The sequence below is a fragment of the Streptacidiphilus sp. EB103A genome (genome assembly GCF_041261405.1).
Classification (GTDB): Bacteria; Actinomycetota; Actinomycetes; order Streptomycetales; family Streptomycetaceae; genus Streptacidiphilus.
In genome coordinates this window covers 47373-60053 of the sequence record NZ_JBGCAQ010000006.1, presented here as the reverse complement: position 1 = coordinate 60053, position 12681 = coordinate 47373, and the positions used below count along the sequence as shown (strand labels likewise).

Below are 12681 nucleotides of genomic sequence, written 5' to 3'. Positions count from 1 at the left end.
GGGCGGAGGGGTGGGCTGTCATGTCCGTTAGACGGTGATGGTGCTGTCGACCTCCGTGTCGGCCCGGCTCGGGTGCTCCGGCAGGACGACGTCGAAGGGGACGATCGTCGCCACCACGTTGGGCAGCTTGCCCACCGCGCGGGCGATGTGGTCGGCGGTCCGGCGGTGCAGCAGCCGGCCGAGGATCGGGGAGTAGTTGCGCTCCGGGATGAGCAGGGTGATCTGGCTCTTCCGGTCGGCCGTGTTACGCGTGATCAGCTCCAGCAGCGCCCGGGTGATCCGGCGGTCCGGGCACTGCACGATCTCCAGCGGCAGGTCGCCGACCTCGGCGTCGGCCCACTGGGCGGTCAGCTTCTCCGCCTCCCGGCTGTCGATCATGAAGTGGATGGCCCGGATCTCCTGCGGGCGCAGCGAGCGGGCGTAGGCGATGGCCTTCAGCGCGGCCAGGTCGACCCGGTCCACCAGGATGTACATCAGCTGGCGGCGGTAGCGCGGGGCGGTGGTGTCGGCGGGGGCGGTGGCCAGGGCCTCGGCCTCCTCGCGGTAGCGGCGGTTCACCCGGATCAGCGAGAACACGCCGATCGGGAAGAGCACGACCACCATCCAGGCGCCCTCGGTGAACTTGGTGATCGCGAAGATCGCGACGATGGAGATGGACGCGGCCGCGGCCAGCGCGTTGACGATCAGCTTGGCGGTACGGCCCCGCTCGCGACGGGTCCAGTGGTGCTTCACCAGACCGGTGCCGGCCATGAAGAACCCGGTGAAGACGCCGATCGCGTACAGGCCCAGCAGCTTGTCCAGCTTGGCGTCGGTACCGATCAGCAGCGCCAGCGAGACGCCGGTGAGGGTCAGGATGCCGGACGAGAACGCCAGCCGGTGGCCGCGGCGGGTGAGCTGGCGGGGCAGGAAGGAGTCCTCGGCGACGAAGCTGGCCAGGAAGGGGAAGCCGTTGAAGGAGGTGTTGGCGCCGGTGTAGAGGATCAGCGCGGTCGCCAGCTGCAGGAAGACCAGGGCGGCCTGGCCGATCCAGGAGCTGCCGAAGACCAGGTCGGCCTCCTGGGACAGCACGCTGGGGTTGCCGCTGCCGAACGGGATGGAGTGGGTCAGGTAGGCCAGGCCGGAGACGCCGAGGACCAGGATGCCCAGCGTGAGCGACATCATCACCAGGGTCTTGCGGGCGTTCGGCCCCTGCGGGTTGCGGAACGCGCTGACGCCGTTGGAGATCGCCTCCAGCCCCGTCAGCGAGGTGCCTCCGTTGGCGAAGGCCTTGAGCACCAGGAAGACCGAGGCGCCCATCAGCAGGCTGCTGTGGTTGCCGTCCAGGCCGAGGCTGAGCGCCCCGCTCGCGTGTACGTCCGCCTTGGGCAGGTCGCCGGAGAGCAGCCGGATGCCGGCCACCACGAACAGCAGCGCCATCCCGGCCATGAAGAGGTAGGCCGGCAGCGCGAACGCCTTTCCCGCCTCCCGGATGCCGCGCAGATTGCCCCAGCAGAGCAGCAGCACGATGCAGACCGAGATCAGCAACTGGTAGTTGTCGACCCAGTTGTAGGCGTCCCCGCCGAGCAGGTGCACCAGGGACAGCAGCGCGGTGGTGCCGGCGGCGGTCTGCACGGCCACCGTGACGATGTAGTCGATCAGCAGCGCCACGGCCGCGATCTGGGCGACATTGGGGCCGAAGTTCTCCCGGGCCACCACGTAGGAGCCGCCGGCCCGGGTGTAGGCCATGACCACGTCGCGGTAGGAGAGCGTGAGCAGGGTCAGCACGCAGAGGATGGCCAGCGTCACCGGCAGGAGCAGGGTGAAGGCGGCGACGCCGATCACCGGGATCAGGATGGTGAGCATGGCCTCGGAGCCGTACGCCGAGGACGATATGCAGTCCGAGGCGAGGACGCCGAGGGCGACCGGGTTGGACAGCTTCTCGTGGCTCAGCTGCTCGGTGACCAGGGGCTGCCCGAGCAATCGTTTCTTCACCCGGTAGCCGAGGCTCTCCGGCAGTACCGGCGGTAGCACCGTCACGGGCTGCGGCCCGTCCGCGGGTGCGGGTGCGGTGCTGCTCACACTGGTGCGGCTGTCCATGGGCGGGGTTCCGATCGGAGAGTGCTGCTGGTGTCCGCTGACATGCTTACCCCTGGGCAAACGGACAAACAGGGCAAAAGTACCCACCGCTGAGGAATCGTCGCGGATCTTAGCGACTCTCTAACGCGAGATACCCCCGACGGTGTCGGGGGTATCGTCGCCGCGCTGATCGCAGGGTCCTCAGTCGACCGTCCAGGTGTCGGTTCCGGTGAGGAGCCTGCCCAGGTCGCCGCGGCCGCGCTGGGCGACGGCCTGGTCGAGCTGGGTCTGCATCTGGTTGTCGTAGACCGGGCGCCGGATGCTGCGGAGCACGCCGATAGGGGTGTTGTGCAGGGTGTCCTGGGCGGCGAGGCGGGTCAGGGCGAAGGCGGTGGTGGGGCTGGCCGCGTGGGCGTCGTGGACCAGCACCTGGTCGGCGTTGTCCGGGGTCACGGCCGCGGTGGTGAGGTCGCCGGTGGCCGGGTCTCGGAAGACGCCCTGGCCGTGGTCGGCGCCGAAACGGATCGGCTGCCCGTGCTCCAGCCGGATCAGCGCCTCGTCCCGGGTGGCCGGCTCCTTCAGGGCGTCGAAGGCGCCGTCGTTGAAGATGTTGCAGTTCTGGTAGATCTCCACCAGCGCGGTGCCCTGGTGCTCGGCGGCGGCGCGCAGCACCGACTGCAGGTGCTTGCGGTCGGAGTCGATGGTGCGGGCGACGAAGCTGGCCTCGGCGCCGACGGCCAGCGACAGCGGGTTGAAGGGCGCGTCCAGGGAGCCCATCGGGGTCGACTTGGTGATCTTCCCGACCTCGCTGGTGGGGCTGTACTGACCCTTGGTCAGCCCGTAGATCCGGTTGTTGAACAGCAGGATCTTGAGGTTGACGTTGCGCCGCAGGGCGTGGATCAGGTGGTTGCCGCCGATCGACAGCGCGTCGCCGTCGCCGGTGACCACCCAGACCGACAGGTCGGGGCGGGAGGCCGCCAGCCCGGTGGCGATGGCCGGGGCGCGGCCGTGGATGGAGTGCATCCCATAGGTGTTGAGGTAGTACGGGAAGCGGGAGGAGCAGCCGATGCCGGAGACGAAGACGATGTTCTCCCGTGCCAGGCCGAGCTCGGGCAGGAACGACTGCACGGCGGCCAGGATGGCGTAGTCCCCGCAGCCGGGGCACCAGCGCACCTCCTGGTCGGACTTGAAGTCCTTCATGCTCTGCGGGGCGGCGGCCTTGGGAATCAGGCTCAGCGAGGGAAAGGCGTGCGTTTCGGTGCTCACGACTGGACCTCCAGCTGGGCGGTGAGTGCGTCGGCGAGCTGCTCGGCCTTGAACGGGAGCCCGGTGACCTGGGTGAACGACTGGGCGTCGACCAGGTACTTGGCGCGCAGCAGATGCGCGAGCTGCCCCAGGTTCATCTCCGGGACGAGGACCCGGTCGTACCGGGCCAGGACCTCGCCGAGGTTGGCCGGGAAGGGGTTGAGGTGGCGCAGATGCGCCTGGGCGACCTGACCGCCGGACGCCCTGACCCGGCGCACCGCGGCGGCGATCGGGCCGTAGGTGGAGCCCCAGCCGAGCACCAGCAGCCCAGCTTCGCCCGAAGGGTCGTCAACGGCCAGGTCCGGGACGGCGATTCCGTCGATCTTGGCCTGCCGGATCCGGACCATGTGGTCGTGGTTGGCCGGGTCGTAGGAGATGTTCCCGGTGCCGTCCTGCTTCTCGATGCCGCCGACCCGGTGCTCCAGGCCCGGGGTGCCGGGGACGGCCCAGGGGCGGGCCAGGGTCTCCGGGTCGCGCAGATAGGGCCAGAAGCTGCCGTCCGGGCGGTTGGGCTCGGTGGCGAACGGGACGCGCAGGTCCGGGAGCTCGTCGGGCTCGGGGATGCGCCAGGGCTCGGAGCCGTTGGCCAGGTAGCCGTCGGAGAGCAGGAACACCGGGGTGCGGTAGGTCAGCGCGATCCGCGCGGCCTCCAGCGCGGCGGTGAAGCAGTCCGCGGCGGTCGCGGGCGCGACGATCGGCACCGGGGCCTCGCCGTTGCGCCCGTACATGGCCTGCAGCAGGTCGGCCTGCTCGGTCTTGGTCGGCAGGCCGGTGGAGGGGCCGCCGCGCTGGATGTCGATGACCAGCAGCGGCAGTTCCAGCGACACCGCCAGACCGATCGTCTCGGACTTCAGCGCCACCCCGGGCCCCGAGGTCGTGGTCACCCCCAGCGAGCCGCCGAAGGCCGCGCCGAGGGCGGCGCCGATGCCGGCGATCTCGTCCTCGGCCTGGAAGGTGCGCACACCGAAGTTCTTGTGCTTGCTCAGCTCGTGCAGGATGTCGCTGGCCGGGGTGATCGGGTACGAGCCCAGGAACAGCGGCAGCCCGGACTGCTCGGACGCGGCCACCAGCCCGTAGGCCAGCGCCAGGTTGCCGGAGATGTTGCGGTAGCGGCCCGGGGGGAAGGCGGCGGTGGCGGGGGCGACCTCGTAGGAGACCGCGAAGTCCTCGGTGGTCTCGCCGTAGTTCCAGCCGGCCCGGAAGGCGGTGACATTGGCCTCGGCGATGTCCGGCTTGTTGGCGAACTTCACCCGCAGGAAGCGCTCGGTGCCTTCGGTGGGCCGGTGGTACATCCAGCTGAGCAGGCCGAGAGCGAACATGTTCTTGGCCCGCTCGGCGTCCTTGCGGGCCAGGCCGCTGTCCTTGAGCGCCTCGACGGTGAGCGTGGTCAGCGGGACCGGGTGCACCGAGTAGGCGTCCAGCGCGCCGTCGCCGAGCGGGTCGGCCGCGTAGCCGACCTTGGCCAGGGCCCGCTTGGTGAACTCGTCGGTGTTGACGATGATCTCCGCGCCGCGCGGGACGTCGCCCAGGTTGGCCTTGAGCGCGGCCGGGTTCATCGCCACCAGCACGTGCGGGGCGTCGCCGGGGGTGAGGATGTCGTGGTCGGCGAAGTGCAGCTGGAAGCTGGAGACCCCGGGCAGGGTCCCTGCGGGGGCGCGGATCTCGGCGGGGAAGTTGGGCAGCGTGGACAGGTCGTTGCCGAAGCCGGCGGTCTCCGTGGTGAAACGGTCGCCGGTGAGCTGCATACCGTCGCCGGAGTCCCCCGCGAAGCGGATCACCACCCGGTCGAGCTTGGTCACCCGCTTGCCCTCGCCCTGCGGGGGCACCGGCAGTGGCTCGTCTTCCGTGGACTCCGAAACCTCGACCTGACTGGTCACCGGACTGGCCTCCCTAGACGCCCGGCACCGTAGGACCGGTGCCCTGCTTGGCATCCTATGCCGGTCGCCGACCGCTGTGCGGCAAGCCGACAACATGGCCTCTGACCTTGCCACTAGGTTATCTGACTATCAGTCAGATGTGTCGCAGGAGATACCGACCGGAGGTTTAGGAACTGAGATGCGTGAGCACCGCCAGCACCCTTCGGTGGTCGTCCGAACTCTGGGTCAGACCGAGCTTCATGAAGATGTTGCTGACGTGCTTCTCCACCGCGCCGTCCGACACCACCAGCTGCTTGGCGATGGCGCTGTTGGTCCGTCCCTCCGCCATCAGCCCCAGGACTTCGCGCTCACGCGGGGTCAGCGCGTCCAGCACGTCGTGCCTGCGGCTGCGGCCGAGGAGCTGCGCCACCACCTCCGGGTCCAGCGCGGTCCCGCCCTCGGCGACCCGCACCACCGCCTCGGTGAACTCCCGGACGTCCGCCACCCGGTCCTTGAGCAGATAGCCCACCCCGCGGGTGGAACTGGCCAGCAGCTCCGAGGCGTACCGCTCCTCGACGTACTGCGACAGCACCAGCGTGCCCACCTTGGGGTGCCGCTTGCGCAGTTCCACGCAGGCCCTGACGCCCTCGTCGGTGTGGGTCGGCGGCATCCGCACGTCGGCGACCACGACGTCCGGCAGGGCGCCCGCCGCCGCGAGGCTGTCGATCAGCGCGAGCAGCTCCTCACCGTCGCCAACCCCACCGACGACCTCCAGCCCCCGGTCCGCGAGGAGCCTGGTCAGGCCCTCCCGCAGCAGAACCGAATCCTCGGCGATCACCACACGCACCACAGCGCACTCCCCCGTTTTGGGCTCTGGTCTGTCGAGCGGGTGCGGGAGGTGCCGGGCTGGGGTTCGCGCAGTTCCCCGCGCCCCTAACTTGTGCAACTGGCCCGCTTGCAATCAGCTAGGGGCGCGGGGAACTGCGCGAACCCCAGCCATGCACAGAGCCGCACCCGACGTCACATCGTACGCAGCGCGACCACGTCGCAGAGCCCCTCCAGGGCCGACTTCGCGGGGCAGTCCGGCAGCGGAGCCAGCAACGCACGGGCCTCTTCCGAGTAGCGGAGCGTATCCTCGCGGGCCCGAGCGAGCGCGGGGTGGGCGCGGAAGAGGGCGAGGGCCTCCGCATGGCGCTCGTCCGCGGCCGGGTCGTCCGCGGGGAAGCCCGCGTCCAGCAGCTCGCGCAGCCGCACATCGCCGGGGACCGAGGGGTCCGGGGCGGAGGCCCGCAGCAGCAGTTCGGGGAGGGTCGGGACACCCTCGCGCAGGTCCGTGCCGGGGGTTTTGCCGGACTCGTGGCTGTCGCTGGCGATGTCCAGCACGTCGTCGGCGATCTGGAACGCGGTGCCGATGCGCTCCCCGTACTGGGTGACCACGTTCACCACGGACTCGTCCGCGCCGGCCATCAGCGCGCCCAGGTGGCCGGAGACGGCGATCAGCGAGCCGGTCTTGCCGGAGATGACGTCCAGGTAGTGCTGGACCGGGTCGTCCTCCGGCCGGGGCCCGGCGGTCTCCAGGATCTGGCCGGTGACCAGTCGCTCGAACGCGTCGGCCTGGACCCGAACCGCCTGGGGGCCGAGGTCGGCGAGGATCTTGGAGGCGCGGGAGAACAGGAAGTCGCCGGTGAGGATGGCGACCGAGTTGTCCCAGCGGGCATTGGCGCTGGGGGTGCCGCGCCGCATGACGGCCTCGTCCATGACGTCGTCGTGGTAGAGGGTGGCCAGGTGGGTCAGCTCCACCACGACGGCGGAGGGGACCACGCCGGGTGCGTTGGGGTCGCCGAACTGCGCGGCGAGCAGCACCAGCAGCGGACGGAGGCGCTTGCCGCCGGCCTCCTTGAGGTGCTGGGCGGTGACTGTGATGAACGGCACGTCGCTCTTGGTGGCCTCGGCGAGCGCCTGCTCGACGGCGGCAAGTCCGATCTGGACGTCTGCTTCCAGTGCCTGGTTATGCACGCTCAGCCCGAAGGGCCCCACGACGGTCACCGGGAACTCTCCTGTCGCTGGTCGGTCCATATGTCGATTCTCGTCACACGACGTCTCCACCGAGCCCGCCGCGCCCATGGTGTGCAGCGTATCCGGTCCGAAGAGGATCTCTGTGCCTGGCCGCCGCTCGGATCAACGAGCGAGAGCCCGGGCACGTGCCCGGGCCGGGCTCCTCCGCAGGGTGCGGAGGGCCCGGCCGGGAGGCGCGTCGTCGATGTCAGCGGACGAAGACAGAGGCCTGGTCGGCCAGATGGAGGAAGTACTGGGGCAGGATCCCCAGCCCGAGGGTGACCAGGACGCCGAGGGCGATTGCGGTCGCCGTGAAGGCGCTGGGGACGGCGACCGTGGGCCCGTCCGGCCTGGGGTCGGAGAAGAACATCAGCACGATCACCCGGATGTAGAAGAACGCCGCGACCGCCGAGGAGAGCACACCGACGATCACCAGCGGGGTCGCCCCGCTGCTCGCCGCCGCCTGGAAGACGGCGAACTTTCCGGCGAAGCCGCTGGTCAGCGGGATGCCGGCGAAGGCGAGCAGAAACAGCGCGAAGGTGGCCGCCACCAGCGGCGAGCGACGTCCGAGACCGGCCCAGCGGGAGAGGTGGGTGGCCTCGCCGCCGGCGTCGCGGACCAGGGTGACCACCGCGAAGGCGCCGAGGGTCACGAAGGAGTACGCGCCCAGGTAGAACAGCACCGCGGACACGCCCGCCTTGTTCATGGCGATCACGCCGGTGAGGATGAACCCCGCGTGGGCGATCGAGGAGTAGGCGAGCAGCCGCTTCACATCGGTCTGGGTGACCGCGATGATCGCGCCGACCGCCATGGTGAGGATCGCCACACCCCACAGCACCGGACGCCAGTCCCAGGTGACCCCCGGGAAGGCCGCGTAGAGCAGCCGCAGCAGCGCGCCGAAGGCGGCGACCTTGGTGGCGGCCGCCATGAAGCCGGTGACCGGTGTGGGGGCGCCCTGGTAGACGTCCGGGGTCCAGGCGTGGAAGGGGACCGCGCCGACCTTGAACAGCAGGCCGACGCCCAGCATGGCCAGACCGATCAGCAGCAGCGCGTCATTGGCGGTGGTGTTGGCCAGGGCCGGGGTCGGCGTGGCCGTGCCGGAGACGACGGCGGCGATGCCGCCGAGCGAGACGGTGCCCGCATAGCCGTAGATCAGCGCCAGGCCGAACAGGAAGAAGGCCGAGGAGAAGGCGCCGAGCAGGAAGTACTTGACCGCGGCCTCCTGCGACAGCAGCCGCCGGCGCCGGGCCAGGGCGCACAGCAGGTACAGCGGGAGGGAGAAGACCTCCAGCGCCACGAACATGGTCAGCAGGTCGCTGGCGGCCGGGAAGAGCAGCATCCCGCCGACGGCGAACAGGGTGAGCGGGAAGACCTCGGTGGTGGCGAAGCCGGAGCGGGCGGCGGACTTCTCCGCATCGCTGCCGGGGACGGTCGCCGCCTGCGGTGCGAAGGCGTCGACCGGCGCCCCGGTGGAGCTCCTGGGCTCCAGGTGGCGTTCGGCGAAGCCCAGCACGGCGACGATGGCGACCAGGGCGATGGTGCCCTGCAGGAACAGTGACGGTCCGTCGACGGCCACCGCGCCCATCGCGGCGAGGTGCGCGTTGGTGCCGGCGTAGCCCTTGGCGGCCAGCACCACGATGGCGACGAAGGCGCCGATCAGCCCGGCCAGGGCGATGCCGACCTGGGCCCAGTAGCGGTTGCGGCGGGGCAGGAACGCCTCGGCGAGGATGCCGAGCGCCGCCGCGCCGAAGACCACCAGCATCGGCGACAGCTGGCCGTACTCGATGTGCGGCGTCGGGATGGTCTGCGTCGTGGACGACGCGGCCACTGTCCACAGGCTGTGGACGGCGATGGGCGCGCTCACTGGCCACCTCCCTGGCTGTTGGCGGCTGCCACCTGAGCAGCCGTGATCGGGTGCGCGGGCGCGGGGTCGGTGCGGTGAACGTCCGACATGGTGTCCCGCACCGCCGGGTTGACGATGTCGGCGATCGGCCTGGGGTAGACGCCGAGGACCAGCAGCAGCGCGATCAGCGGGGTGACCACGACCAGCTCGCGGGCGTGCAGATCGCGGAAGCCGGCGACCTCGGGCTTGACCGGTCCGGTCATGGTGCGCTGGTAGAGCACCAGCACGTACAGCGCGGCCAGGACGATGCCGAGGGTGGCGATGATCCCGATGGCCGGGTAGCGGGTGAAGGTGCCGACCAGGACCAGGAACTCGCTGACGAACGGCGCGAGGCCGGGCAGCGACAGGGTGGCCAGCCCGCCGATCATGAACGTCCCGGCGAGCACCGGGGCGACCTTCTGGACGCCGCCGTAGTCGGCGATCAGCCTGCTGCCCCGACGGGACATCAGGAAGCCCGCGACCAGCAGCAGGGCGGCGGTGGAGATGCCGTGGTTGACCATGTAGAGGGTCGCCCCGGACTGGCCCTGGCTGGTCATCGCGAAGATGCCCATGATGATGAAGCCGAAGTGCGAGATCGAGGCGTAGGCGATCAGGCGCTTGATGTCCTTCTGCCCCACCGCGAGCAGCGCCCCGTAGATGATCCCGATCAGCGAGAGCACCAGGATCGCCGGCCCGAAGGTCTTGGAGGCGTCCGGGAAGAGCTGGAGGCAGAAGCGCAGCATCGCGTAGGTGCCGACCTTGTCGACCACCGCGGTGATCAGCACGGCGACGCCGGGGGTGGCCTCGCCCATGGCGTTGGGCAGCCAGGTGTGCAGCGGCCACAGCGGGGCCTTCACCGCGAAGGCGAACATGAAGCCCAGGAACAGCGCCTTCTCGGCGACCGGGGAGAAGTGCAGCTTCCCGGAGGCCAGCGCCTGGGTGATGGTGCTCAGGTCGAAGGTGCCGCGGCCGTCGGTGCCGATGCCCTGCTTGGCGGTGATGACGTACAGCCCGATCACGGCGGCCAGCATGATCAGGCCGCCGAGGAGGTTGTAGAGCAGGAACTTGACGGCGGCGTAGGAGCGCTGGCGGGCGTCCTCCCCCACGGTGCGGTCGCCGAAGCCGCCGATGAGGAAGTACATCGGGATCAGCATGGCTTCGAAGAACACGTAGAACAGGAAGACGTCGGTGGCCTCGAAGGAGAGCACCACCATCGCCTCGACCGCCAGGATCAGGGCAAAGAAGCCCTGGGTGCGGCGGTTGCGCTCGAAGGTGCCGGCGTCATTGGCGACCGGGTCGGCGTCGTGCCAGGAGGCGAGCATGACGACGGGCACGAGGACGGCGGTCAGGAGGATGAGCACCACGGCGATGCCGTCCACGCCGACGCTGTAGCCGATGCCGAAGTCCGAGATCCAGGAGTGGAACTCGGTCATCTGGTAGCGGGCGCCGCCGGGCTTGAAACGGATCGCGACCACGGCCGCCAGCACCAGCGTGAGGAGCGAGACCCCCAGCGGCAGAGCCTTGTTGACGTCCCGTCGCTTGGCCGAGGTGGCGGCGGGCAGCGCGGCGGTGAGGACCGCGCCGACCGCCGGCAGCGCGGCGGCGACCGTGAGGAGAGGAAAGGAACTCATGCGGCCCTCATCAGGAGAGTGGTGGCGACCAGCACCAGCGCACCGCCGAACATCGACAGCGCGTAGGAGCGGACGTAGCCGTTCTGCAGCTTGCGCATCCGGCCCGAGGTGCCGCCCACGGCGGCGGCGATGCCGTTGACCACGCCGTCGAAGCCCTTGGCGTCCAGGTAGACCAGGAAGCGGGTCAGGTGCGTGCCGCCGCCGACCAGCACGACATGGTTGAAGTCGTCCTGCAGCAGGTCGCGGCGGGCCGCCCGGGTGAGCAGCGAGCCGACCGGGGCGGTGGCCGGGACCGGCTGCCGTCCGTACATCAGCCAGGAGACCAGGACGCCGAGGGCGATCACGGCGAAGGTGACACCGGTGACGGTCCAGCTGCTCAGCGGGGAGTGGCCCTCGTCGTGGCCGGTGACCGGGGTCAGCCACTTCACGAAGGAGCTGTTCCAGGCGAACAGGCCGCCGGCGAAGACCGAGCCGAAGGCCAGCACCACCATGGGGATGCCCATGGTCTTCGGCGACTCGTGCGGGTGCGGCTCGTGGCCCTCGGCGTCCGGGACCCAGCGCTTCTGGCCGAAGAAGGTCATCAGCATCACCCGGGTCATGTAGAACGCGGTGACCGCAGCGCCGACCAGGGCGGCGCAGCCGAGGATCCAGCCCTCGCCGCCGCCGTGGGCGAAGGCCGCCTCGATGATCTTGTCCTTGGAGAAGTAGCCGGACAGGCCCGGGAATCCGATGATGGCGAGGTAGCCGAGGCCGAAGGTCACGAAGGTCAGCGGCATGTGCTTGCGCAGACCGCCGTACTTGCGCATGTCGACCTCGTCGTTCATGCCGTGCATCACCGAGCCGGCGCCGAGGAACAGCCCGGCCTTGAAGAAGCCGTGGGTGACCAGGTGCATGATCGCGAAGACATAGCCGATCGGGCCGAGCCCGGCCGCCATCACCATGTAGCCGATCTGCGACATCGTCGAACCGGCCAGGGCCTTCTTGATGTCGTCCTTGGCGCAACCGACGATGGCACCGAACAGCAGCGTCACCGCGCCCACGCACACCGTCGCCAGCTGCGCGGTCGGGGCGAGGTTGAAGATGGCGCTGGAGCGGGTGATCAGGTAGACGCCGGCGGTGACCATGGTCGCGGCGTGGATCAGGGCCGAGACCGGGGTCGGGCCCTCCATCGCGTCGCCGAGCCAGGACTGCAGCGGCACCTGGGCCGACTTGCCGCAGGCCGCCAGGAGCAGCATCAGGCCGATGCCGGTCAGCGTCCCCTGCGAGGCGGTGTGGGCCGCCCCGAAGACCGGGCCGAAGGCGAAGGTCCCAAAGGTGCTGAACATCAGCATGATGGCGACCGAGAGGCCGATGTCGCCCACCCGGTTGACCAGGAACGCCTTCTTGGCGGCGGTGGCCGCGCTGGGCTTGTGCTGCCAGAAGCCGATCAGCAGGTACGAGGCCAGGCCCACGCCCTCCCAGCCGACGTACAGCAGCAGGTAGTTGTCGGCGAGGACCAGCAGCAGCATGGCCGCCAGGAAGAGGTTGAGATAGCCGAAGAAGCGGCGGCGGCGCTCGTCGTGCGCCATGTAGCCGACCGAGTAGAGATGGATCAGCGAGCCGACGCCGGTGATCAGCAGCACGAACACGACCGAGAGCTGGTCGAGTTGGAAGCCGACCTGGGCCTGGAACCCCTCGACCGGCACCCAGGTGAACAGGTGGTCGAAGGCCGGGCGCTGGGCGGTCGAACGGCTCAGCATGTCGAAGAAGAGGGCGAGCCCCACGCCGAAGGAGGCGGTGGAGGCCAGGACGCCGAGCCAGTGGCCGAAGCGGTCCAGGCGGCGACCGCCCAGCAGGAGCACGGTGGCTCCGGCCAGGGGCAGCCCAACCAGTACGGGGATGAGATTGTCCACGGTCA

The 12681-nt window shown here is 70.0% G+C and carries 8 protein-coding genes; all 8 read right to left on the bottom strand.

Annotation, left to right across the window (positions count from 1 at the left end; translation table 11 throughout):
* Window positions 1-27: 27 nt before the first annotated feature.
* The 8 genes from ABH941_RS11290 to nuoL all read right to left on the bottom strand — a co-directional run bounded on the left by ABH941_RS11290 (window position 28) and on the right by nuoL (window position 12676).
* Window positions 28-2076 carry an APC family permease gene (locus ABH941_RS11290; protein WP_370128761.1) on the bottom strand — a complete coding sequence of 683 codons (2049 nt, stop codon included), beginning with the start codon at window positions 2074-2076 and terminating at the stop codon, window positions 28-30.
* Window positions 2077-2256: 180 nt separating this feature from the next.
* The gene (locus ABH941_RS11285; RefSeq protein ID WP_370129053.1) at window positions 2257-3255 is read right to left on the bottom strand and encodes a 2-oxoacid:ferredoxin oxidoreductase subunit beta; all 999 of its coding nucleotides are present in this window, start codon (window positions 3253-3255) and stop codon (window positions 2257-2259) included.
* A gap of 62 nt (window positions 3256-3317) precedes the next feature.
* Window positions 3318-5291: a 2-oxoacid:acceptor oxidoreductase subunit alpha gene (locus ABH941_RS11280; protein ID WP_370128760.1), complete on the bottom strand. Its 1974-nt coding sequence runs from the start codon at window positions 5289-5291 to the stop codon at window positions 3318-3320.
* A gap of 112 nt (window positions 5292-5403) precedes the next feature.
* Entirely contained in the window at window positions 5404-6063 is a 660-nt protein-coding gene (locus ABH941_RS11275; RefSeq protein WP_370129051.1) for a LuxR C-terminal-related transcriptional regulator, read from the bottom strand.
* Window positions 6064-6236: 173 nt separating this feature from the next.
* The gene (locus ABH941_RS11270; RefSeq protein ID WP_370129050.1) at window positions 6237-7262 is read right to left on the bottom strand and encodes a polyprenyl synthetase family protein; all 1026 of its coding nucleotides are present in this window, start codon (window positions 7260-7262) and stop codon (window positions 6237-6239) included.
* A 217-nt stretch (window positions 7263-7479) separates the two neighbouring features.
* Window positions 7480-9135 carry an NADH-quinone oxidoreductase subunit NuoN gene (gene nuoN / locus ABH941_RS11265; RefSeq protein ID WP_370128758.1) on the bottom strand — a complete coding sequence of 552 codons (1656 nt, stop codon included), beginning with the start codon at window positions 9133-9135 and terminating at the stop codon, window positions 7480-7482.
* Window positions 9132-10784 carry an NADH-quinone oxidoreductase subunit M gene (locus tag ABH941_RS11260; RefSeq protein ID WP_370128756.1) on the bottom strand — a complete coding sequence of 551 codons (1653 nt, stop codon included), beginning with the start codon at window positions 10782-10784 and terminating at the stop codon, window positions 9132-9134. Before ABH941_RS11260 ends, nuoN begins: the two co-directional genes overlap by 4 nt.
* Window positions 10781-12676 carry an NADH-quinone oxidoreductase subunit L gene (gene nuoL / locus ABH941_RS11255; protein ID WP_370128754.1) on the bottom strand — a complete coding sequence of 632 codons (1896 nt, stop codon included), beginning with the start codon at window positions 12674-12676 and terminating at the stop codon, window positions 10781-10783. Before nuoL ends, ABH941_RS11260 begins: the two co-directional genes overlap by 4 nt.
* Window positions 12677-12681: the final 5 nt, after the last annotated feature.

Excerpts from the sequence above, each read along its gene's own strand:
- ABH941_RS11285 (WP_370129053.1), bottom strand. The coding sequence starts at position 3,255 with ATGAAGGACTTCAAGTCCGACCAGGAGGTGCGCTGGTGCCCCGGCTGC.
- ABH941_RS11280 (WP_370128760.1), bottom strand. The coding sequence starts at position 5,291 with ATGCCAAGCAGGGCACCGGTCCTACGGTGCCGGGCGTCTAGGGAGGCC.
- ABH941_RS11260 (WP_370128756.1), bottom strand. The coding sequence starts at position 10,784 with ATGAGTTCCTTTCCTCTCCTCACGGTCGCCGCCGCGCTGCCGGCGGTC.
- ABH941_RS11290 (WP_370128761.1), bottom strand. The coding sequence starts at position 2,076 with ATGGACAGCCGCACCAGTGTGAGCAGCACCGCACCCGCACCCGCGGAC.